The organism is Ramlibacter tataouinensis, from assembly GCF_027941915.1.
Classification (GTDB): domain Bacteria; phylum Pseudomonadota; class Gammaproteobacteria; order Burkholderiales; family Burkholderiaceae_C; genus Ramlibacter; species Ramlibacter tataouinensis_C.
The window spans coordinates 269,262-291,588 of sequence record NZ_CP116009.1; the positions used below are offsets into that span (position 1 = coordinate 269,262).

Annotated in this window: 22 protein-coding genes; 12 read left to right on the forward strand and 10 right to left on the reverse strand. The window is 68.4% G+C overall.

Features of this window, described 5'->3' with window-relative positions; genetic code table 11:
- Window positions 1-233 precede the first annotated feature (233 nt).
- Genes aat through PE066_RS01165 form a run of 3 tightly spaced genes read left to right on the forward strand, consistent with a single transcriptional unit; the run spans window position 234 to window position 2,578 of the window.
- A complete protein-coding gene (aat, locus tag PE066_RS01155; RefSeq protein WP_271236477.1) occupies window positions 234-992 on the forward strand; it encodes a leucyl/phenylalanyl-tRNA--protein transferase in 759 nt (252 codons plus the stop codon).
- Window positions 989-1,750, forward strand: coding sequence for an arginyltransferase (locus PE066_RS01160; protein ID WP_271234737.1), 762 nt, complete (start codon window positions 989-991; stop codon window positions 1,748-1,750). The genes aat and PE066_RS01160 overlap by 4 nt, the downstream gene beginning before the upstream one ends.
- Window positions 1,751-1,780: 30 nt before the next feature.
- Window positions 1,781-2,578 (forward strand): IclR family transcriptional regulator, encoded by a 798-nt coding sequence (locus PE066_RS01165; RefSeq protein WP_271234738.1) that lies wholly within the window; start codon window positions 1,781-1,783, stop codon window positions 2,576-2,578.
- A gap of 75 nt (window positions 2,579-2,653) precedes the next feature.
- On the opposite strand, the gene PE066_RS01170 is transcribed toward PE066_RS01165, so the two are convergent.
- From PE066_RS01170 to PE066_RS01200, 7 genes are all read right to left on the reverse strand, one after another.
- On the reverse strand, window positions 2,654-3,694 hold the full coding sequence (locus PE066_RS01170) for a D-alanyl-D-alanine carboxypeptidase family protein (protein WP_440480594.1): 1,041 nt from the start codon (window positions 3,692-3,694) through the stop codon (window positions 2,654-2,656).
- 124 nt (window positions 3,695-3,818) lie between these two features.
- Window positions 3,819-5,357: a 2-isopropylmalate synthase gene (locus PE066_RS01175; RefSeq protein WP_271234740.1), complete on the reverse strand. Its 1,539-nt coding sequence runs from the start codon at window positions 5,355-5,357 to the stop codon at window positions 3,819-3,821.
- 11 nt (window positions 5,358-5,368) lie between these two features.
- Window positions 5,369-7,063, reverse strand: coding sequence for a 2-isopropylmalate synthase (gene leuA, locus PE066_RS01180; protein ID WP_271236478.1), 1,695 nt, complete (start codon window positions 7,061-7,063; stop codon window positions 5,369-5,371).
- Window positions 7,064-7,280: 217 nt separating this feature from the next.
- Window positions 7,281-8,099, reverse strand: coding sequence for a CDP-diacylglycerol--serine O-phosphatidyltransferase (pssA, locus tag PE066_RS01185; RefSeq protein ID WP_271234741.1), 819 nt, complete (start codon window positions 8,097-8,099; stop codon window positions 7,281-7,283).
- Between the two features lie 138 nt (window positions 8,100-8,237).
- The gene (gene ilvC / locus PE066_RS01190; protein ID WP_271234742.1) at window positions 8,238-9,254 is read right to left on the reverse strand and encodes a ketol-acid reductoisomerase; all 1,017 of its coding nucleotides are present in this window, start codon (window positions 9,252-9,254) and stop codon (window positions 8,238-8,240) included.
- A 34-nt stretch (window positions 9,255-9,288) separates the two neighbouring features.
- Window positions 9,289-9,780, reverse strand: a complete 492-nt coding sequence (ilvN, locus tag PE066_RS01195) for an acetolactate synthase small subunit (RefSeq protein ID WP_135265519.1) — start codon at window positions 9,778-9,780, stop codon at window positions 9,289-9,291.
- Window positions 9,781-9,893: 113 nt separating this feature from the next.
- A complete protein-coding gene (locus PE066_RS01200; protein ID WP_271234743.1) occupies window positions 9,894-11,681 on the reverse strand; it encodes an acetolactate synthase 3 catalytic subunit in 1,788 nt (595 codons plus the stop codon).
- 265 nt (window positions 11,682-11,946) lie between these two features.
- Between PE066_RS01200 and PE066_RS01205 the strand changes: the two genes are divergently transcribed.
- Genes PE066_RS01205 through PE066_RS01230 form a run of 6 tightly spaced genes read left to right on the forward strand, consistent with a single transcriptional unit; the run spans window position 11,947 to window position 15,251 of the window.
- Window positions 11,947-12,513 (forward strand): RNA polymerase sigma factor, encoded by a 567-nt coding sequence (locus PE066_RS01205; RefSeq protein ID WP_271234744.1) that lies wholly within the window; start codon window positions 11,947-11,949, stop codon window positions 12,511-12,513.
- Window positions 12,510-12,932: a DUF3619 family protein gene (locus PE066_RS01210; RefSeq protein WP_271234745.1), complete on the forward strand. Its 423-nt coding sequence runs from the start codon at window positions 12,510-12,512 to the stop codon at window positions 12,930-12,932. Before PE066_RS01205 ends, PE066_RS01210 begins: the two co-directional genes overlap by 4 nt.
- Window positions 12,932-13,675, forward strand: coding sequence for a DUF3106 domain-containing protein (locus PE066_RS01215; protein ID WP_271234746.1), 744 nt, complete (start codon window positions 12,932-12,934; stop codon window positions 13,673-13,675). Before PE066_RS01210 ends, PE066_RS01215 begins: the two co-directional genes overlap by 1 nt.
- Before the next feature lie 43 nt (window positions 13,676-13,718).
- Complete coding sequence (locus tag PE066_RS01220; RefSeq protein WP_271236479.1) at window positions 13,719-14,246, forward strand: RDD family protein; 528 nt, start codon at window positions 13,719-13,721, stop codon at window positions 14,244-14,246.
- A 13-nt stretch (window positions 14,247-14,259) separates the two neighbouring features.
- Window positions 14,260-14,667 (forward strand): diacylglycerol kinase, encoded by a 408-nt coding sequence (locus tag PE066_RS01225; protein WP_271234747.1) that lies wholly within the window; start codon window positions 14,260-14,262, stop codon window positions 14,665-14,667.
- Window positions 14,664-15,251 (forward strand): TIGR00730 family Rossman fold protein, encoded by a 588-nt coding sequence (locus PE066_RS01230; protein WP_271234748.1) that lies wholly within the window; start codon window positions 14,664-14,666, stop codon window positions 15,249-15,251. The genes PE066_RS01225 and PE066_RS01230 overlap by 4 nt, the downstream gene beginning before the upstream one ends.
- A gap of 1 nt (window position 15,252) precedes the next feature.
- Here PE066_RS01230 and PE066_RS01235 read toward each other — a convergent pair whose 3' ends face one another.
- Complete coding sequence (locus tag PE066_RS01235) at window positions 15,253-15,591, reverse strand: P-II family nitrogen regulator (protein WP_271234749.1); 339 nt, start codon at window positions 15,589-15,591, stop codon at window positions 15,253-15,255.
- Between the two features lie 18 nt (window positions 15,592-15,609).
- Complete coding sequence (locus PE066_RS01240; RefSeq protein ID WP_271234750.1) at window positions 15,610-17,274, reverse strand: NAD+ synthase; 1,665 nt, start codon at window positions 17,272-17,274, stop codon at window positions 15,610-15,612.
- Between PE066_RS01240 and PE066_RS01245 the strand changes: the two genes are divergently transcribed.
- Window positions 17,273-18,454: a GNAT family N-acetyltransferase gene (locus tag PE066_RS01245; protein WP_271234751.1), complete on the forward strand. Its 1,182-nt coding sequence runs from the start codon at window positions 17,273-17,275 to the stop codon at window positions 18,452-18,454. The two genes, PE066_RS01240 and PE066_RS01245, sit on opposite strands and share 2 nt — an antisense overlap.
- 3 nt (window positions 18,455-18,457) lie before the next feature.
- Here PE066_RS01245 and ppa read toward each other — a convergent pair whose 3' ends face one another.
- Window positions 18,458-19,000, reverse strand: a complete 543-nt coding sequence (gene ppa, locus PE066_RS01250; protein ID WP_271234752.1) for an inorganic diphosphatase — start codon at window positions 18,998-19,000, stop codon at window positions 18,458-18,460.
- Window positions 19,001-19,223: 223 nt separating this feature from the next.
- Here ppa and PE066_RS01255 point away from each other — a divergent pair, with 223 nt between their 5' ends.
- Window positions 19,224-21,404 (forward strand): sodium-translocating pyrophosphatase, encoded by a 2,181-nt coding sequence (locus PE066_RS01255; protein WP_271234753.1) that lies wholly within the window; start codon window positions 19,224-19,226, stop codon window positions 21,402-21,404.
- Between the two features lie 96 nt (window positions 21,405-21,500).
- Window positions 21,501-22,319: a metal-dependent hydrolase gene (locus tag PE066_RS01260; protein ID WP_271234754.1), complete on the forward strand. Its 819-nt coding sequence runs from the start codon at window positions 21,501-21,503 to the stop codon at window positions 22,317-22,319.
- Window positions 22,320-22,327 lie beyond the last annotated feature (8 nt).

Consider the following 22,327-nt stretch of genomic DNA (forward strand, 5'->3'; position numbering starts at 1 on the left):
GAGAAAAGTCAATGAAACATTGTGCGTGCTTCGTGTCCAGTTGTGAACCATAGAGAGCCTGCTTGACGGTGAGCAAGGCGGCGTGCGACGGAGAAATGAAGACTTTCGGGTCGGCTTTCGACGCATCTCGACACCGAAGTAGGAACATCCGGAAAGGCCGACGCGGGCTCCGTCCGGTGCCGAAGGGGTCGCGGGAGCCCGCCCTCGACGTTCAGGAACAATGGGACCGCGGCATGACCCTTCCGATGAAGCTTCCCTGGCTCCAACCCGGCGATCCCTTTCCCCCGGCGAAGCGGGCCTGGGGGTCCGCCGACCCCGCGCCCGGCCTGCTCGCGGCCGGCGGCGCACTGGACGTCGACACGCTGCGGCGCGCCTACTGCGGCGGCATCTTTCCCTGGTTCAGCGAAGGCCAGCCCATCCTGTGGTGGAGCACCGACCCGCGCATGGTCCTGTTCACCGCCGAGTTCCGGCTGCACCGTTCACTGCGCCGGACGCTGCGGCATTTCACCGAAGACCCGCGCTGCGAGGTGCGCATCGACAGCGCCTTCAGCGACGTCATCCGCGCCTGCGCGGGCAGCCCGCGTGACGGCCAGTCGGGCACCTGGATCCTGCCGGAGATGGTCGATGCCTACGAGGACTTCCATCGCGCCGGTCATGCACACAGCGTGGAGACCTGGATCGACGGCGAACTGGCCGGCGGCCTGTACTGCGTGGCGGTCGGCCACGCCGTGTTCGGCGAGTCCATGTTCACGCGGGTGCCGGACGCATCCAAGATCGCGCTGGCGGCGCTGGTGTCGTTCTGCCGCGCGCACGGCATCGACAGCATCGATTGCCAGCAGAACACCCGCCACCTCGCCTCGCTGGGCGCGCGCGAGATCCCGCGCGCGGAGTTCGTGGCTGCGGTCGCGACACGCGCGAAACGCCCGGCGCCGGAGTGGAAATTCCTCCCCGTATACTGGCGCGAACTCCTGTTGCCGAAGCCTGCCGCGTGACGCACCTCAAGGACCTCCCGCTCCAGACGCTGCAGTTCTATGCGACCGCGCCCTACCCGTGCAGCTACCTGCCGGGCAAGCAGGCCCGCTCGCAGGTGGCCACCCCCAGCCACCTGATCCACAACGACGCTTACTCCGACCTGGTCATCAGCGGCTTCCGCCGCAGCGGCATGTTCACCTACCGGCCGTACTGCGACGGCTGCCGCGCCTGCGTGCCGCTGCGCGTGCTGGCCGAACGCTTCCAGCCCGATCGCAGCCAGCGCCGCGCGTGGGCGCGCCACGCCAACCTGCAGGCGCGCGTGCTCAAGCTGTGCTTCGTGCCCGAGCACTACCAGCTCTACCTGCGCTACCAGAGCGGCCGCCATGCCGGCGGCGGCATGGACCACGACAGCATCGACCAGTACACCCAGTTCCTGCTGCAAAGCCGGGTCAACTCGCGGCTGGTCGAGTTCCGCGAAACGCTGGCCGACGGCTCGCCCGGCGCGCTGCGCATGGTCTCCATCCTCGACGTGCTGGGAGACGGCCTGTCGGCGGTCTACACCTTCTACGAACCGGAAGGCGCGGCCAGCTACGGCACCTACAGCGTGCTGTGGCAGATCGACCAGGCGCGCAAGCTCAAGCTGCCGCACGTCTACCTGGGCTACTGGATCGCCCAAAGCCCCAAGATGGGCTACAAGGCGCGCTTCCAGCCGCACCAGGTGTTGCAGGAAGGCCGCTGGGTGGACGGTACGCCCCGGTCGGCTGATTTCACAAAGTAAAATCGCGGGAACGCCCCAGCCGTTTCCGCCATGAAGAAGTCCGACAGCGGCGCCGCCGCGACTCCCACGATCCAGGTCATCGAGCGCATGTTCGCGCTGATCGACGTGCTCGCCTCGCGCGAGGAGGCGATCTCCCTCAAGGAGATCAGCGAGAAGACCGGCCTGCACCCCTCCACCACCCACCGCATCCTCAACGACCTGGCCGTGGGCCGCTTCGTCGACCGACCCGAGGCCGGCAGCTACCGGCTGGGCCTGCGCCTGTTGGAGCTGGGCAACCTGGTGAAGGCCCGGCTGAACGTGCGCGACGCCGCACTGGTGCCGATGCGCGAGCTGCACCGCGTGATCCTGCAGCCGGTGAACCTCTCGGTGCGCCAGGGCGACGAGATCGTCTACATCGAGCGTGCCTACAGCGAGCGTTCGGGCATGCAGGTGGTGCGGGCGATCGGCGGCCATGCGCCGCTGCACCTCACCTCCACCGGCAAGCTGTTCCTCGCCGCCGACGAGTCGCAGCGCGTGCGCGCCTACGCCACCCGCACCGGCCTGGCGGGCCACACGCGCAACAGCATCACGCAACTGCCCGTGCTCGAGCGCGAACTGGCCAAGGCGCGCCAGTACGGCATCGCCCGCGACAACGAGGAGCTGGAGCTGGGGGTGCGCTGCATGGCCGCCGGCATCTACGACGACCAGAGCCGCCTGGTGGCCGGCCTGTCCATCTCCGCCCCCGCCGACCGGCTGGACGAAGGATGGCTCAGCAAGCTCCAAGCCACCGCCAACGAGATCTCGGCCGCGCTGGGGTACAAGCCCCCCCTACCCGCAAGAGCCGCCTGACGAGGGCGGGAACCCACAAAAGGACACGGCGCCCAAGGCGCCGTGTTTCGTGTTGGAGCGAAGCGGATGCCCGGGTTAACCGCTGACCTGACGGATCACCGTCGCTTCCGAGGCCTTCGCAGCCGCCGGGGCATTCGATTCCACCCAGCGGCGCACCCGTTCGGCGTCGCCCAGCCGGCTGAGCTTGCCGGCGGAATCCAGGAATACCATGATCACCTTCCGGCCCGCGACCTTGGCCTGCATGATCAGGCACTGGCCGGCCTCGGAGATGTAGCCGGTCTTCTGCAGGCCGATCTCCCAGTCGGGGTTCTTCACCAGCCGGTTGGTGTTGTTGTACTGCAGCGTGCGCTTGCCGATGGCCATCTCGTAGCCGGGCGAGGTCGAGTATTCGCGCAGCAGCGGATCCTGGTAGGCGGCCTGCGCCAGCGTGGCGAGGTCGTGCGCACTGGACTGGTTGCGGCTGGACAGGCCGGTCGGCTCGACGTACTGCGTGTCCTTCATGCCCAGCAGCTTGGCCTTGGCGTTCATCAGCTTGACGAACACGTCCAGCCCGCCGGGGTAGGTGCGGCCGAGCGCGTGGGCTGCGCGGTTTTCGCTGGACATCAGCGCCAGGTGCAGGGCCTCGCCGCGCGTCAGGCGGGTGCCCACGCGCAGGCGCGAGCGGCTGCCCTTCTCGGTATCGACGTCGTCCTGCGTGATGGTGATCTCTTCATCGAGCGGCAGCCCGGCTTCGCTGACGATCAGGCCGGTCATCAGCTTGGTCAGCGAGGCGATCGGCAGCACGGCCTGCTCGTTCTTGGAGAACAGCACTTCGCGCGTGTCCTGGTCGATCACCAGGGCGACGCTGGACTTGAGATCGAGGTTGTCGGGAGTGCCGTGCAGCCCGGCCAGCTGGCCATAGGACGGACGGGGTGTCTGCGTGACCACCACCGAGCGGCGCTTCTTGCCGATGCTGGCCTTGACGGCGCGCTGGCTGGTGGCGGCGCGCTGCTTCTTGGCGACCGATCCCTTGCGCGTGCCGGCTTCGGCCGGCGCCGGCGCGAACGCAAAGACGACTACGACGGCGGTGAGCGTGCACAGGGCGCGCGACAAGGTTCTGGCCAGGGCCTTCGGCATGGGGGAGTGCATCCGGTCTCCTTCGTGTCTTGTTTCAGGCCCGTGGCGATCTTGCGAAAGTTACACAAGATCAACGACTTAGGCAAGGAACCTCAGCTGGAGACCGAATTATATGGACACAACCCTAACCTTGCGCAGCCACCCGATCAGCTTTACTTTGTAACTTGTTGAGTGCGCTGAAATAAGCCTTGGCCGAGGCGACCACGATGTCGGGGTCGGCCCCCACCCCGTTGACCACCCGGCCCGAGTTCTGCAGCCGGACGGTGACCTCGCCCTGGCTCTCGGTGGAGCCGCTGATGGCGTTGACGGAATACAACACCATCTCGGCGCCGCTGCGCACATGGCTCTCGATGGCCTTGAGCGACGCATCGACCGGGCCGTTGCCGTCGGACTCGCCGCGCACCTCCTTGCCGTCCGCGGTGAACACGACCACGGCGTGCGGCCGCTCGCCGGTCTCGCTGTGCTGGGCCAGCGAGACCAGGCGGTAGGTCTCCTGCTCGTGGGTGACCGCCTCGTCGCTGACCAGGGCGAGGATGTCCTCGTCGAAGATCTCGCTCTTGCGGTCGGCCAGCTCCTTGAACTTGGCGAACGCGGCGTTGATGTCCGCCTCGCTCTCGAGCTGGACGCCGAGATCCTGCAGGCGCTGCTTGAAGGCATTGCGGCCCGACAGCTTGCCCAGCACGATCTTGTTGGCGCTCCAGCCGACGTCCTCGGCCCGCATGATCTCGTAGGTGTCGCGCGCCTTCAGCACCCCGTCCTGGTGGATGCCGCTGGCGTGGGCAAAGGCGTTGGCGCCGACCACGGCCTTGTTGGGCTGCACCACGAAGCCGGTGGTCTGGCTGACCATGCGGCTGGCCGGCACGATGTGCTGGGTCTCGATGCCGACGTCCAGCCCGAAGTAGTCCCTGCGGGTCTTCACGGCCATGACGATCTCTTCCAGCGAGCAGTTGCCGGCACGCTCGCCCAGGCCGTTGATGGTGCACTCGACCTGGCGGGCGCCGCCGATCTTCACGCCGGCCAGCGAGTTGGCCACCGCCATGCCGAGGTCGTTGTGGCAGTGCACCGACCAGATCGCCTTGTCGGAGTTGGGGATGCGCTCGCGCAGCGTGCGGATGAAGTTGCCGTACAGCTCGGGCACGGCGTAGCCCACCGTGTCGGGCACGTTGATGGTCGTGGCGCCTTCGGCGATGACCGTCTCCAGCACCCGGCAGAGGAAGTCGACCTCGCTGCGGTAGCCGTCCTCGGGCGAGAACTCGATGTCGCCGCACAGGTTGCGCGCGAAACGCACCGACTGCCTGGCCTGCTCCAGCACCTGCTCGGGCGTCATCCGCAGCTTCTTTTCCATGTGCAGCGGCGAGGTCGCGATGAAGGTGTGGATGCGCGCCCGCTCGGCGCCGCGCAGCGCCTCGGCGGCACGCGAGATGTCGCGGTCGTTGGCGCGCGACAGCGAGCAGACGGTCGAGTCCCTGATCGCGTTGGCGATGGCCTGCACCGCCTCGAAGTCGCCGTTGGAGCTGGCCGCGAAGCCCGCCTCGATGACATCGACCTTCAGCCGCTCGAGCTGGCGCGCGATGCGCAGCTTCTCCTCGCGGGTCATCGAAGCGCCGGGCGACTGCTCGCCGTCGCGCAGGGTGGTGTCGAAGATCATCAGCTTGTCGGCCATGTCGTATGTCCTCATTTCGCCGGCGCCAAGGCCGATTCGGGTTGGTTCGCCGGAGTCACGCCCGCCCGCCGCAGGCCGCTGACGATGGCCTTGAGCGAAGCGGACACGATGTTCGCATCCTGGCCGACGCCGAACAAGGTGCGTTCGCCGACCCGCAGCTCGAGGTAGGCGATGGCCTGCGCGTTCGCGCCGACGCCGATCGCGTGCTCGCGATAGTCCAGCACCCGCAGCGTCTCGCCGGTGGCCGCAGCCAGGCCTTGCACGAAGGCGTCGATCGGGCCGTTGCCGCTGCCCTGCACGCGGACGCCGGTGCCGCCGAGCTGCACCTGGGCCGCCAGCGTGACGCGGCCGCCCTCGCCTTCCTCCAGCACCTGGTGGCGCGGCGCCGCGCCGCTGCGCAGGCCGTACTCGCGCTCGAACAGCTCGAAGATGTCGCGTGCGGTCAGCTCCTTGCCGTTGTCGTCCATGACCGCCTGCACCACCTGGCTGAACTCGATCTGCAGCCGGCGCGGCAGCTCCATCCCGTACTCGGTCTCCAGCAGGTAGGAGATGCCGCCCTTGCCCGACTGGCTGTTGACGCGGATCACCGCCTCGTAGCTGCGGCCCAGGTCCTTGGGGTCCAGCGGCAGGTAGGGCATGTCCCAGATGTCGCCTTCCTGGCGGGCGGCGAACGCCTTCTTGATGGCGTCCTGGTGCGAGCCGGAGAACGAGGTGTAGACCAGGTCGCCGGCATAGGGGTGGCGCGGGTGCACCGGCAGCTGGGTGCAGTGCTCGGCCGTGCGCCGGATCTCGTCGATGTCGGAGAAATCGAGGCCGGGATCGACGCCCTGGGTGTAGAGGTTGAGCGCGACGTTGACCAGGTCGAGGTTGCCGGTGCGCTCGCCGTTGCCGAACAGGCAGCCTTCCAGCCGGTCGGCACCGGCCATGACGGCGAACTCGCCGGCCGCGGTGCCGGTGCCGCGGTCGTTGTGCGGGTGCACCGACAGCACGATCGAGTCGCGGCGCGCCAGGTGGCGGTGCATCCACTCGACCATGTCGGCGAAGATGTTGGGGGTCGAGTGCTCCACCGTCGAGGGCAGGTTGACGATGCACTTGCGCCCGGGCGTCGGTTGCCAGACCTCGGTGACCGCATCGACCACGCGCTTGGCAAAGGCCAGCTCGGTGCCGGAGAACATCTCCGGGGAATACTGGAACACCCAGTCGGTCTGCGGCTGCTCGGCCGCCAGTTCCTTGAACAGCCGGGCCTGGCGGGTCGCCAGCTCGACGATGCCGTCCTCGTCCAGGCCCAGCACCACCTTGCGCATCACCGGCGCGGTGGCGTTGTACAGGTGCACGATGGCGCGGCGCGCGCCCCGCAGCGCGTCGAAGGTGCGCTCGATCAGGGGCTCGCGCGCCTGCGTCAGCACCTGGATGGTGACGTCCGGCGGGATCAGGTCTTCCTCGATCAGCTTGCGCACGAAGTCCCATTCCACCTGCGACGCCGACGGGAAGCCGACCTCGATCTCCTTGAAGCCGATCTTCACCAGCGCCTGGAACATGCGCAGCTTGCGATCGATGTCCATCGGCTCGATCAGGGCCTGGTTGCCGTCGCGCAGGTCCACGCTGCACCACAGCGGCGGGCGGCCCAGCACCGCGTCCGGCCAGGTCCGGTCCTTCAGGCCGACCGTGGGGAACGGGCGGTACTTGGCGGCGGGGTTCTTGAGCATGGACATCGTGGTCTTTCGTGGAAGTGGAACCAGCAGCCCCAACGAAAAACGGCCCGCTGCTGGTGCATACGGGCCGTCGAGGCTGGTTCTTGCGCGCGCGCTACCGTCTCCGCCCGGAGGGGATTAGCAGTAGGGCCAGCGCAATTCGGTTCATGGGATGTCAATGTAGCACATCGAGCCGACCTCGGCCGTGGCAGGGAATGGCCTGGCTTGCTCCTCAGCGATGCAGTCCGCGCTCGTCCGGCTCGTCGGTCGACGTGCTGATCACGCTGGTCTGCAGGCCCTTGGCCTTGCGCCAGCCATAGAGCGCGTAGCCGGACAGCCCGTAGATGCAGAACAGCACGAACAGCACCACCGGCGGATCGATGTTGATGACCGCGATGCCCAGCGCGATCAGCACGATCACGACAAAGGGCACGCTCTTCTTCATGCGCAGGTCCTTGAAGCTGTAGAACGGCACGTTGGTCACCATGGTCAGCCCCGCATAGAGGGCGATGGCGAACATCACCCACACCATCTCGTAGCCCTTGACGCCGTAGTCGTTCATCAGCCAGATGAAGCCGGCCACCAGCGCGGCAGCGGCGGGTGACGGCAGGCCCTGGAAATAGCGCTTGTCGACAACGGCGGTGTTGACGTTGAAGCGCGCCAGTCGCAGCGCGGCGCAGGCGCAATAGACGAAGGCCGCGATCCAGCCCCAGCGGCCCAGGCCCTTGAGCGCCCACTCGTAGGCGATCAGCGCCGGCGCGGCGCCGAACGACACCATGTCGGACAGCGAATCCATCTGCTCGCCGAAGGCGCTCTGGGTGTTGGTCATGCGCGCCACGCGGCCGTCCAGGCTGTCCAGCACCATCGCCACGAAGACACCCACCGCGGCCATGTCGAAGCGCTGGTTCATCGCCATCACCACGGCGTAGAAGCCGCCGAACAGGGCCGCCAGCGTGAACAGGTTGGGCAGGATGTAGATGCCCTTGCGGCGGCGGCGCACCACGATGCCTTCTTCGGGGCTGTGGTCGGTGTGGGTGGGGCCGTTGTGCATGGATGGAAGTGTAAGGAAGAAAAAAGGCGGCCTTGCGGCCGCCTCTTTTCCGGATCCCGCGTCGCGGGGAATGATCTGCTCGTGGATCCCCGCTTTCGCGGGAATGACCTCGCGTGCGGCCTGCGGCCGCGTGCGAGGTCAGTTGCGGGTCTGGTCGACGAGCTTGTTCTTCTTGATCCAGGGCATCATCGCGCGCAGCTTCTCGCCGACCACCTCGATCTGGTGCTCGGCGTTCAGGCGGCGGCGCGACTGCAGGGTCGGCGCGCCGGCGCGGTTTTCCAGGATGAAGCTCTTGGCGTACTCGCCGGTCTGGATGTCCTTGAGCACCTGCTTCATCACCTGCTTGGTCTCGTCGGTGATGACGCGCGGGCCGGTGACGTACTCGCCGTACTCCGCGTTGTTGGAGATCGAGTAGTTCATGTTCGCGATGCCGCCTTCGTAGATCAGGTCGACGATCAGCTTGAGCTCGTGCAGGCACTCGAAGTACGCCATCTCGGGCGCGTAGCCGGCTTCCACCAGCACTTCGAAGCCGGCCTTGATCAGCTCGACGGTGCCGCCGCACAGCACGGCCTGCTCGCCGAACAGGTCGGTCTCGGTTTCCTCGCGGAAGTTGGTCTCGATGATGCCGGCCTTGCCGCCGCCGTTGGCCATGGCGTACGACAGCGCCAGGTCGCGCGCCTTGCCGGACTTGTCGGCATGCACGGCCACCAGGTGCGGCACGCCGCCGCCCTGGGTGTAGGTGCTCCGCACGGTGTGGCCGGGCGCCTTGGGCGCGACCATCCAGACGTCCAGGTCGGCGCGCGGCACGACCTGGCCGTAGTGCACGTTGAAGCCGTGGGCGAAAGCGAGCGAGGCGCCCTGCTTGATGTTCGGCTCGACGTCGTTCGTGTAGACGGTGGCGATCTGCTCGTCGGGCAGCAGGATCATCACCACGTCGGCCATCTTCACCGCCTCGGCCACGGCCGCGACCTTCAGGCCGGCCTTCTCGACCTTGGGCCAGGAAGCGCCGCCCGGGCGCAGGCCGACCACGACCTTCACGCCGCTGTCGTTCAGGTTCTGCGCGTGCGCATGGCCCTGCGAGCCGTAGCCGATGATGGCGACGGTCTTGCCCTTGATCAGGCTCAGGTCGCAGTCCTTGTCGTAGTAAACCTTCATGGTCTCTCCAGTAGAAGTCGGGGGGAAATGGGGGTCAGACCCGCAGCACGCGCTCGCCGCGGCCGATGCCGCTGGCGCCGGTGCGCACGGTCTCCAGGATGGCGGTGCGGTCGATCGCCTCCAGGAACGCGTCGTTCTTGGACTGGTCGCCGGTCAGCTCGATGGTGTAGCTCTTCTCGGTGACGTCGATGATGCGGCCGCGGAAGATGTCGGCCATGCGCTTCATCTCCTCGCGCTCCTTGCCGACCGCGCGCACCTTGACCATCATGAGCTCGCGCTCGGTGTAGGCGCCCTCGGTCAGGTCGACCACCTTGACCACCTCGATCAGCCGGTTCAGGTGCTTGGTGATCTGCTCGATGACGTCATCCGAGCCCGTGGTCTGGATGGTCATGCGCGACAGCGACGGGTCTTCCGTCGGCGCCACGGTGAGCGATTCGATGTTGTAGCCGCGGGCCGAGAACAGGCCGACGACGCGGGAGAGTGCGCCGGGTTCGTTCTCCAGCAGCACGGCGATGATGTGTTTCATGTGCGATTCCTCTTTTCGCCGCCCTCCCCCCGCACCGGTAAGTGCGAGGCTCGGCGGGCAATAGATTCGTCCAGGAAGGACGCGTGTCGCGCAGCGACCGCGTCACCGTGCGTTCAAAGGTCTTCGCTCCCCAGCAGCATCTCGGTGATGCCCTTGCCCGCCTTGACCATGGGCCAGACGTTCTCGGTGGGGTCGGTGCGGAAGTCCATGAAGACCGTGCGGTCCTTGAGCTTGCGCGCCTCGCGCAATGCCGGTTCCACGTCCTGGGGCTTTTCGATCAGCATGCCGACGTGGCCGTAGGCCTCGGCCAGCTTCACGAAGTTCGGCAGCGCGTCCATGTAGCTGTGGCTGTAGCGGCCCTCGTAGTCGAGTTCCTGCCACTGGCGCACCATGCCCAGGTAGCGGTTGTTCAGCGAGATGACCTTGATCGGCGTGTTGTACTGCAGGCAGGTCGACAGCTCCTGGATGCACATCTGCACCGAGCCCTCGCCGGTGATGCAGTACACCTCGGAGTCCGGCTTGGCCATCTTGATGCCCATGGCGTAGGGGATGCCCACGCCCATGGTGCCCAGCCCGCCGGAGTTGATCCAGCGGCGCGGCTCGCGGAACTTGTAGAACTGCGCCGCCCACATCTGGTGCTGGCCGACGTCGGACGTGATGTACGTGTCCACGTCCTTGGTCAGGTTCCACAGCGTCTCGATCACGTGCTGCGGCTTGACGACCTCGCGGTTGGCGCGGTCGTACTTCAGGCAGTCGCGCTTGCGCCAGCCCTCGATCGTCTCCCACCAGCCGGCCAGCGCCTGCGCATCGGGCTTCTGGCCCGACTCGCGGATGTTGACCACCAGGTCGGCCAGCACCTCCTTGACATCGCCGACGATCGGCACGTCCACCTTCACCCGCTTGGAGATGCTGGACGGGTCGATGTCGATGTGGATGATCTTGCGCTCGGCCGAAGCGAAATGCTTGGGGTTGCCGATCACCCGGTCATCGAAGCGCGCGCCCACGGCCAGCAGCACGTCGCAGTTCTGCATCGCGTTGTTGGCCTCGAAGCTGCCGTGCATGCCCAGCATGCCCAGGAACTTGGGATCGGTGCCGTCGATCGCGCCCAGCCCCATCAGGGTGTTGGTGCACGGATAGCCCAGCAGGTCGGCCAGCGCGCGCAGCTCGGCCGTGGCATTGCCCAGGACCACGCCGCCGCCGGTGTAGATGTAGGGCCGCTTGGCCGACATCAGCAACTGCACCGCCTTGCGCACCTGGCCGCCGTGGCCCTTGCGCACCGGGTTGTACGAGCGCATCTCGACCTTGTCGGGATAGCCCTGCCAGGCAGCCTTGTTGAAGGACACGTCCTTGGGGATGTCCACCACCACCGGGCCGGGGCGGCCGCTGCGGGCGATGTGGAACGCCTTCTTCATCACCGTCGCCAGGTCGCGCACGTCCTTGACCAGGAAGTTGTGCTTGACCACCGGCCGGGTGATGCCCACCGTGTCGCACTCCTGGAAGGCATCGAGGCCGATCGCCGCCGTGGGCACCTGCCCGGTGACGATCACCATGGGGATGCTGTCCATGTAGGCGGTGGCGATGCCCGTGATCGCGTTGGTGACGCCGGGGCCCGAGGTGACCAGGGCCACGCCGACGTCGCCGGTGGCGCGCGCGTAGCCGTCGGCGGCGTGCACCGCGGCCTGCTCGTGGCGCACCAGCACGTGCTGCATGGTGTCCTGCTTGTACAGGGCGTCGTAGATGTGCAGCACCGCCCCGCCCGGATAGCCCCAGACGTACTTGACGCCTTCGGCCTGCAGCGCGCGAACCAGGATCTCGGCGCCGCGCAGTTCGGTGGGTGTGTGGGGGTCGGCGCCGGAACCGGCCGCCGCCGCGGAGGTGATCTCCGCCTTCGAGATTTCCATGATCAACCTTTCGGGCTTCGGGAACGAAAAACCAGTTGGGTGCCCCTTCACGCGCTCTCGTGAAGCCGTGTCGGGACTTTGAACCTCGGACCATGGGCGTGCCGATTGCGCCGCCGGATCCGGGCTCGTTTGCCTGTGACTTGCAGCCCGCATTATGTCACCCGGCCCGCGCCAGCCCAACCGCGCTGAGCCGGGTGCCATAATCGCCGCCGCCCGACCCACCCCCTTCCGGCGAGCCGCTGCGCCCCGGGAGGCCTACCGCGCCTTGGCCACCGAACGAGAACTGTCCGACTTCCTCAAGAGCGTCGAAAGGCGGGCCTTCAAGCGCTCCGTCTATCACGTGCGGGACGAAGAGGCGGCGCTGGACATCGTGCAGGAAAGCATGATGAAGCTGGCCGAGCACTACGGCGACAAGCCGCCGGCCGAGCTGCCGATGCTGTTCCAGCGCATCCTGTCCAACTGCACGCTGGACTGGTTCCGCCGCCAGAAGACCCGCAACGCCCTGTTCTCGAACATGAGCGACTTCGAATCGGCCTCGGACGAGGGCGAATTCGACCTGCTGGAAACTTACTCGGCCGTCGAAGGATCGCAACAGTCGGAAAGCGCCGAGGACAGCACGCGCCGCGCCGAGGTGCTGCGTGCGATCGAGGCGCAGATCGAGGCCCTTCCGCCCCGTCAACGCGAGGCTTTCCTGATGCGTTATTGGGAGGATATGGACGTGGCCGAGACCGCCGCGGCCATGGGCTGCTCCGAGGGAAGCGTCAAGACGCACTGCTCGCGGGCGGTCCAGGCCCTCAGCAAGGCACTGAAGGCAAAGGGATTGCAACCATGAATGAAGTATCCGCCCTGGCCCAGGCCCGCCACGACCAGTTCGGCCGCCGGGTCGCCGCCCGGCTCGACACGGCCACGGCCGGCTTGCCGCGCGACATCTCCGAGCGCCTGCGCGCCGCGCGCGAACAGGCGCTGGCCCACCGCAAGGCACCGGCCCTGCAGCCGGCGCACCCCGTCACCTCGACCGGCAACGGCCAGGCCGCCCTGCGCGGCCCCGACCGCATCAGCCCCTGGCAGCGCATCGCGATGGCGCTGCCGCTGGTGGCGCTGCTGGCCGGCCTGGTCGCCATCCAGCTCGTGCAGGACGATCGCCGCGCCAGGGAGGTGGCCGAGGTCGACGCCGCCCTGCTCACCGACGACCTGCCGCCCGCCGCCTGGGCCGATCCCGGATTCGTCCAGTTCCTCAAGTCCGGCCGCTGATGCGGGGGCCGCTCATGCACCCCTTCCGGCCCGGTTCCCGCGCAGCCGCTGCGCCCGGCGGCCTGCGCCGCCGCGCGGGCGCGCTCGCCGTGCTCGCCTCGGGTCTGATCGCCCTGCACGGCGCGACCGCACTGGCCGGCGCGCCAACGGCAGCCGCTTCCCCCAAGGCGCCCGCCACCAAGGCGACCCCGGCCGGCGGCACGCGGGCGGCAGCTGCCACAGGCTGGGCCGGCCTCAGCGCCGAACAGCAGCAGGCGCTGCAGCCGCTGGCGGCCGCCTGGCCCAAGCTGAGCGAAGCCCAGAAGCGCAAGTGGATCGCCCTCTCGCGCAACTACCCGCGCATGACGCCGGACGACCAGGCCCGCCTGCACAGCCGCATGACCGACTGGGTCGCGCTCAGCCCGCAGCAGCGCAGCCAGGCCCGGCTGAACTTCGCCGAGACCAAGAACCTGTCGGCCGACGACAAGAAGGCCAAGTGGGAGGCCTACCAGGCCCTCCCGCCCGAGGAAAAGCGCAAGCTGGCGGCCGGCGCGAACCCGCGCACGCCGCCCACCGCGGCGGCCCTGCGCCCGGTGCCGGACCAGAAGCTCGCCAAGCTGCCGCGCGCCAATCGCAAGAGCAAGCCACCGCGCATCGACCCGGACGACGCGCCGACTTCGCCGCCCGTGCAACCTGCGCAGCCGACGGTGCCGCCGGTGCAACCGGTGCAGCCGGTACCGGCAGCACCCTCCGGCCCCAACTGAGGGCGTGACCCGCATGACCCAACCGCCGGCCCCCCCCGGCGGCATGGCCCCGGATTGGCCTGCCGCCCCCGATCTCATCGCTCCACCGCTGCGCCGCCGCATGGCCTGCTGGGTGTACGAAGGCATGCTGCTGTTCGCCGTGGTGTTCGTCGCCGGCTGGCTGTTCAGCACCCTGGGCCAGGTGCGCAGCGGCATGGACGAGCGGCGTCCGCTGCTTCAGGCCTTCCTGTTCCTCGTCTTCGGCATCTACTTCACCTGGTTCTGGAGCCGTGGACAGACGCTGGCCATGAAGACCTGGAACATCCGCGTGGTCGACGTGGCCGGCCGGCCGCTCACCCAGGCGCGGGCCCTGCTGCGCTACGTGTGCAGCTGGCTGTGGTTCCTGCCGCCGCTGCTGGCGCTCGCGCCATTCCAGCTCGGCGGCGGCGAATACGCCGTGCTCGTGTCCGGCTGGGTGGCGGTCTGGGCCCTGCTCAGCCGCTTCCACCCGCAACGCCAGTTCTGGCACGACGCGCTGGCCGGTACCCGGCTGGTGACGGCGCCCGCCACGGAAGCGCCACGCCGGTCGTAGACAATCGGCAGCCATGTCCCGGTCGCCGCCCGCCCTCGAACCCTCCGTCAACCCGCAGAAGCTGCGCACCGGCATCGCCCGGATCTGGCACGCCACCGGCTATTCGCTGCAGGGCCTGCGGGCGGGCTGGGGCGAGACCGCCTTCCGCCAGGAAGCCACGGCCGCCCTGGTGCTGCTGCCGCTGGCCTTCTGGCTCGGCCAGGGCTGGGTCCAGGTGGCGCTGCTGGCGGGCTCGGTGCTGCTGGTGCTGATCGTGGAACTGCTCAACACCGGCATCGAGACCGTCGTCGATCGCATCGGCCCCGAGTGGCACGACCTGTCCAAGCGCGCCAAGGACATGGGCAGCGCCGCCGTGCTGCTGGCCCTGCTGCTGGCGCTGGGCATCTGGATGGCCGCCCTCGTGCAGAGGTGGCCGGCATGAGCGCCCCGCCCTTTTCCATCTGCGTGTACTGCGGCTCGCGCACCGGGCTGGCCGAAAGCTTCGTGCAGGCGGCGCGCGACGTCGGGCACTGGATCGGCCGCCGCGGCGGCCAGCTGGTCTACGGCGGCGGCAAGGCCGGGCTGATGGGCATCGTGGCGGACGCGACCCTGGCCGCCGGCGGCACCGTCATCGGCGTGATCCCGCAGGCACTGGTGGACCGGGAACACGCCAAGCTCGATTGCACCGAGCTGCACGTGGTCGAGACCATGCACGACCGCAAGCGGCTGATGGCCGAGCGCGCCGGCGCCTTCCTGGCGCTGGCCGGCGGCATCGGCACGCTGGAAGAGCTGTTCGAGGCCTGGACCTGGCGCCAGCTGGGCTACCACGCCAAGCCGGTCGGCATCCTGGACACCGATGGCTACTACGCGCCGATGCTGGAATTCCTGCGCGGCAGCGTGGCGCACGGCCTGATGAACGAGTGGCAGATGCAGCTGGTGCGGGTGGGCGGCGAGCCCGGCCCGCTGCTGCAGGCGCTGGTGGACGAGTCCACGCCGGCCTCGGCGCAGGACCTGTCGCAGATCTAGTTCAGACCGCCGACTCGTCGGTCTCGCCGGTGCGGATGCGCACCACCCGCTCGACGCTGGTGACGAAGATCTTGCCGTCACCGATCTTGCCGGTGCGCGCGGCCTTGACGATGGCGTCGACGCAGCGCTCGACGTCGTCGTCCTTGACCACCACCTCGATCTTCACCTTGGGCAGGAAGTCCACCACGTACTCGGCGCCGCGGTACAGCTCGGTGTGGCCCTTCTGGCGGCCGAAACCCTTGACTTCGGTGACCGTCAACCCGGTGACGCCGCACTCGGCCAGCCCCTCGCGCACCTCCTCGAGCTTGAAGGGTTTGACGATGGCGGTGATCTGTTTCATGGTCTTCCTTGCGCGGGCCTAGGCGCCGAACTTGCCGGTAATAGGATAGCGCCAATCCTTGCCGAAGCCGCGGTGCGTGACGCGGATGCCGATCGGCGCCTGCCGGCGCTTGTACTCGTTGACGCGCACCAGCCGCGCAACCCGCTCGACCACCGCGCGCTCGAAACCCTCGGCCACGATCTGCTCGACGCCCTCGTCCTCCTCCATGTAGCGCGAGAGGATGGCGTCGAGCACCTCGTAGGGCGGCAGGCTGTCCTGGTCGACCTGGTCCGGCCGCAGCTCGGCGCTGGGCGGGCGGGTGATGATGCGCTCGGGGATCGGGTGGGCGCCGGTGCCGTACGGATCGTTCGCATTGCGCCAGCGCGCCAGCGCGAACACGCTGGTCTTGAGCACGTCCTTGATCACCGCGAAGCCGCCGGCCATGTCGCCGTACAGCGTGCAGTAGCCGGTGGCCATCTCGCTCTTGTTGCCGGTGGTCAGCACGATGCTGCCGAACTTGTTGGACAGCGCCATCAGCAGCACGCCGCGGATGCGCGCCTGGATGTTCTCCTCGGTCGCATCCTCGGGCAGGCCCTCGAATTCCCCGGCCAGCGCCGCCTTGAAGGCCTCGAACTGCGGCACGATCGAGATCTCGTCGTAGCGCACGCCCAGCCGCGCCGCCATCTCGCGCGCGTCGATCCACGAGATGTCGGCCGTGTAGGGCGACGGCATCATCACGGTGCGCACCTTGTCCCTGCCCAGTGCATCGACGGCGATCGCCAGCACCAGCGCCGAGTCGATGCCGCCCGACAGGCCCAGCAGCACGCCCGGGAAGCCGTTCTTGGCGATGTAGTCGTGCACGCCCAGCACCAGCGCGTCCCAGAGCTCGGCTTCGGGCTCGCGCGCCGGCGCCATCGGCGCATGGAGCACCAGCGCACCGGGCGAACCCTCGACATCGACCGTGAACAGGTCCTCGCGGAACGACGGCGCGCGGCCGGCCAGCGTGCCATCGGCGGCCACGGCGAACGATCCGCCGTCGAACACCACCTCGTCCTGCCCGCCCACCAGGTGCGTGTAGACCACCGGCAGGCCGGCTTCGCGGGCCCGGTCGGCCATGCGGGCGACCCGCTCGCCACCCTTGCCGACATGGAAGGGCGAGGCGTTGATCACCGCCAGCAGCTGCGCGCCCGACTCGGCCGCCAGCATCGCCGGCTCCTCGAACCAGGCGTCCTCGCAGATCAGCAGCCCGACGTTCAGGCCCTCGACCTGGAACACGCAGCTGCCCTTGCCCGGGGTGAAGTAGCGCCGCTCGTCGAACACCTGGTAGTTGGGCAGTTCGCGCTTGGCATAGGTCTCCAGCACCCGGCCTTCGCTGATGACGCTGGCCGCGTTCAGGCGCCGCTGCACCTGCACCGACCTGCTGCGCAGGTCGCCGCCGACCGGGTGGCCGACCACCACGTGCAAACCTTTCAACCCCGCGAGCTCGCGGGCCACCGTTTTGACGGCATCATCGCAAGCCGCGATGAACGCGGGACGCAGGAACAGGTCCTCGGCCGCGTAGCCGCAGATGGACAGCTCGGGAGTCAGGACCAGGCGCGCGCCGTCGGCATGGGCCCGGCGGGCGGCATCGATGATCTTGCGGGCATTGCCGGGCATGTCGCCCACCACGAAGTTGAGCTGGGCGTTGCAGATCCGGAGGGCCATGTCAGCAGTGCGAAAACAGCCTCGGGATTATGTCATCCGGCTCCTTGCCTCACCGGGTGAAGTGCCGCGACAGGCCTGGAACGAATTGCTGGCGGCGCAGGACCTGCCCACGCCCTTCATGCGGCACGAGTACCTGGCCGCGCTGCACGACAGCGCCAGTGCCACGGTGGCCAGCGGCTGGCAGCCCAGCTTCGTGACGCTGTGGCGCGGCGATGCGCTGCAGGCCGCCTGCGCCTTCTACCTGAAGGCCCATTCGTACGGCGAGTACGTGTTCGACTGGGCCTGGGCCAATGCCTACGAGCAGCACGGGCTGGACTACTACCCGAAAGGGCTGGTGGCAGTGCCGTTCACGCCGGTGCCGGGCTCCCGGCTGCTGGCGCGCGACGAATCCTCCCGCCGCGCACTCGTGCAGGCACTGGTTACCCTGTGCCGCAGCAACCAGCTGTCTTCGCTGCACCTGCTCTTTCTCTCCGACGCGGACGCGGCGGCCTGCGAGGAAGCGCAGCTGATGGCGCGCCACACCGTCCAGTTCCACTGGCTCAACCAGGGTTGGCGCGACTTCGATGCCTTCCTCGCCAGCCTGGCGCAGGACAAGCGCAAGAAGATCCGCCAGGAGCGGCGCAAGGTCGCCGAGGCAGGCGTCACGTTCCGCGCCCTGCGCGGCGAAGCCATCGGCGGCGCCGACTGGGAATTCTTCTACCGCTGCTACGAGCGCACCTACCGCGAGCACGGCAACCCGCCCTATCTGCGGCACGAGTTCTTCCGCCGCATGGCGCGCGACCTGGCCGCCCACTGGGTGCTGTTCGTGGCGCAGCGGGGCGGCCGCGACATCGCCTGCAGCCTGGTGGCGCTGTCGGACGAAGGTGCGGCGCCGCAAGCCGCGTACGGCCGCTACTGGGGCGCGCTCGAGCGCGTGGACTGCCTGCACTTCGAGGCCTGCTACTACCAGCCGCTGCAGTGGTGCATGGCGCACGGCGTGCAGCGCTTCGAGGGCGGCGCCCAGGGCGAGCACAAGATGGCGCGGGCGCTGATGCCGGTGAAGACGCAGAGCGCCCACTGGCTGGCGCACCCGTCCTTCGCCGATGCGGTGGAGCGCTTCCTCGAGCGCGAGGGCGCCGGCATCGCGCACTACATGGAGCACCTGGAAGGGCGCTCGCCCTTCCGGCGCGACGCCGGCTAAGCCTCAGGCCGCCTTGGGGGTGCGGCGGAAGTTCTCGATGCCCTCGAGGACTTCCTTGCGGGCGGCGTCCGGACCTTCCCAGCCCAGCACCTTGACCCACTTGTTGGCCTCGAGATCCTTGTAGTGCTCGAAGAAGTGGGAAATCGTCTTCAGGCGCAGCGGATTCAGGTCCTCGGGCTTCTGCCAGTGGCTGTAGATCGACAGCACGCGGTCGATCGGGACCGCCAGCACCTTGGCGTCGTCGCCGGCCTCGTCCTGCATCTTCAGCACGCCGAGCGGGCGGCAGGTGACGACCACGCCGGGGATCAGCGGCACCGGGGTGATCACCAGCACGTCGACCGGATCGCCGTCGCCGCTGATGGTCTGCGGCACGTAGCCGTAGTTGGTCGGGTAGTGCATGGACGTGCTCATGAAGCGGTCCACGAAGATCGCGCCGGAGTCCTTGTCCACCTCGTACTTCACGGGGTCGGCATTCATCGGGATCTCGATGATGACGTTGAAGGCATCGGGGGCCTGCTGGCCCGGCGTGACGTTGTCGAGAGACATGGGGTCGTTTTCTTTGGGAAGTGAAAAACCTAGGACTAACCCTGATTTTACTTTCGCGACCCTGGTGCCGTCCCGGCTGTCGCCGGCAGCACAAGAGTTTGGACTTATAGTGCTTCGGTTGGCCAATCGTCTCCCGGCCGAAGGGATGCGACGAGGAAGCAACGCAGCGGGGGCACCGCTTGCGTGGCCCCCTCCAAGCAGACAAACGACAGGAGATGAAGAAATGAGTGGCAACTCGGCGCTGATACTGGCGCTCGTGTGCGGCCTCGCGGCCGTCGCTTACGGGTTCTGGGCCCGAAGCTGGATCCTCTCGCGAGACGCCGGCAACCCCCGAATGCAGGAAATCGCCGCGGCGATCCAGACCGGCGCGGCGGCTTACCTGGCAAGGCAGTACAAGACCATCGCCATGGTCGGTGTCGTACTGGCCGTCCTCATCGGCATCTTCCTGGACGGGCAGACCGCCCTCGGCTTCGTGGTCGGCGCGGTGCTGTCCGGTGCCTGCGGCTTCATCGGCATGAACGTCTCGGTGCGCGCCAACGTGCGCACCGCGCAGGCCGCCACCCACGGCATCGGCCCGGCGCTGGACGTCGCGTTCCGCGGCGGCGCCATCACCGGCATGCTGGTGGTCGGCCTGGGGCTGCTGGGCGTGGCCGGCTTCTACTGGTTCCTGGTCGGCAACGGCCGCCTGACGCCGGATGCCAACCTGGCCAACCTGCTCAACCCCCTGATCGGCTTCGCCTTCGGCTCCTCGCTGATCTCGATCTTCGCCCGGCTGGGCGGCGGCATCTTCACCAAGGGCGCCGACGTCGGCGCCGACCTGGTGGGCAAGGTGGAAGCCGGCATCCCCGAGGACGACCCGCGCAACCCGGCGGTGATCGCCGACAACGTGGGCGACAACGTGGGCGACTGCGCCGGCATGGCGGCCGACCTGTTCGAGACCTACGCCGTGACGCTGATCGCCACCATGGTGCTGGGCGCGCTGATGGTCACCGCGGCCGCCACCCAGGCCGTGCTGTACCCGCTGGCGCTGGGCGGCGTGTCGATCATCGCCTCGATCATCGGCTGCTTCTTCGTCAAGGCGCGCCCGGGCATGACCAACGTGATGCCGGCCCTGTACAAGGGCCTGGCCATCTCCGGCATCCTGTCGCTGATCGCCTTCTACGGGGTCACCGTCTGGCTGATGCCGGACAACGCCATCACCGCCAGCGGCTCGCAGATGCGGCTGTTCGGCGCCTGCGCCGTCGGCCTGATCCTCACCGGCCTGCTGGTCTGGATCACCGAGTTCTACACCGGCACCCAGTACTCGCCGGTGCGCCACATCGCGCAGGCCTCCACCACCGGCCACGGCACCAACATCATCGCCGGCCTGGGCGTGTCCATGCGCTCCACGGCCTGGCCGGTGCTGTTCGTCTGCCTGGCGATCATCTCGGCCTACTCGCTCGCCGGCCTGTACGGCATCGCGGTGGCCGCCACCTCCATGCTGAGCATGGCCGGCATCGTCGTCGCGCTGGACGCCTACGGCCCGATCACCGACAACGCCGGCGGCATCGCCGAGATGGCCGAGATGCCCTCCTCGGTGCGCGACATCACCGACCCGCTGGACGCGGTGGGCAACACCACCAAGGCGGTGACCAAAGGCTACGCCATCGGCTCGGCCGGCCTGGCCGCGCTGGTGCTGTTCGCCGACTACACCCACAAGCTGGAAGCCTACGGCCGCGCCATCAGCTTCGACCTGTCGGACCCGATGGTGATCGTGGGCCTGTTCATCGGCGGCCTGATCCCCTACCTGTTCGGCGCCATGGCGATGGAGGCCGTGGGCCGCGCCGCCGGCTCGGTGGTGGTGGAGGTGCGCCGCCAGTTCCAGACCATCAAGGGCATCATGGAAGGCACGGCCAAGCCCGAGTACGGTGTGGCCGTCGACATGCTGACCAAGGCCGCGATCCGGGAAATGATGATCCCGTCGCTGCTGCCGGTGGTGGTGCCGATCGTGGTCGGCCTGGTGCTCGGTCCCAAGGCGCTCGGCGGCCTGCTGATGGGCACCATCGTCACCGGCCTGTTCGTCGCCATCTCCATGTGCACCGGCGGCGGCGCCTGGGACAACGCCAAGAAGTACATCGAGGACGGCAACCACGGCGGCAAGGGCTCCGAAGCCCACAAGGCGGCGGTCACCGGCGACACGGTGGGCGACCCCTACAAGGACACCGCCGGCCCGGCCGTCAACCCGCTGATCAAGATCATCAACATCGTGGCGCTGCTGATCGTGCCGCTGGTGGTGAAGTTCCACGCCGGCAATGCGGAAGCCGCCAAGGCGCAGGCCGCCACGCCGGTGGCCGTCACGGCACCCGCCAGCGTCACGGCGCCGGTGCCCGCGACACCGGCCACGCCGGCCAGCGCGGCGAAGTAGCCGCAACCGGCTCGTCAGGAGGCCCGCTTCGGCGGGCCTTCCTCTTCCTGTTTCCGGCGTTTGCCATAGGATCAGACCAACGCCACCGCCCTTCCCATGACCGACCTCGTCGTACGCCGCCTCCTGGTGGACATGCAAGCGCCGATCGAGCGCCATTGGTGCGCCGGCGATCCGTTCCGCACGGCGCTGCTGGATGCGCTCTCCATGAGCTTCCCGGTCGGCGAGCAGTTCTTCATCGACAGCGTGCGCGAAGGCTTCAAGGCCCTGCCTGGGCCGCTGCAGGAGCGCTTGCGCGACGAGGTGCAGGGCTTCATCGGGCAGGAGGCCACGCACCGGCGCCTGCATGCGCTTTACAACGAACACCTGCAAAGGCTCGGCCTGGTCAACCACTGGGAGCCCCGTGCACGCAAGCGGCTCGGGCTGCTGGAAGGCGCGGACATCCGCCACTGGCTGGGCATCACGGCCGCCAACGAGCACTTCACCGCCATCCTGGCCGACTGGCTGCTGCACAACGCCGACCTGCTGGGCGAGCGCGACCCGCGTCTGGCGACGCTGTGGCTGTGGCACAGCGCCGAGGAATCGGAGCACAAGTCCATCGCCTTCGACCTGTACCAGGCGCTGGGCGGCGACCACCGCTGGCGGCTGCGCTGGTTCCGGCGCGTGACCGTGTTCTTCCTCTCCGACGCGGTGCGCCAGACCCTGTCCAACCTGCGCCAGGACGGCACGCTGTGGCGCTGGAGCACCTGGAAGGGAGCGGCTTCGTTCCTGTTCGGCCGTCGTGGCCTGGTGCGGCAGACGTTCGGTCCCTGGAAGCAGTACCTGCGGCGCGATTTCCATCCGAGTCAGCAGGACAGCAGTGCGTCCCGGCGCTGGCTGGCGGAGCACGCCCACCAGTTCGTGGCCGTCGGGCGCTGAGGCTGCCG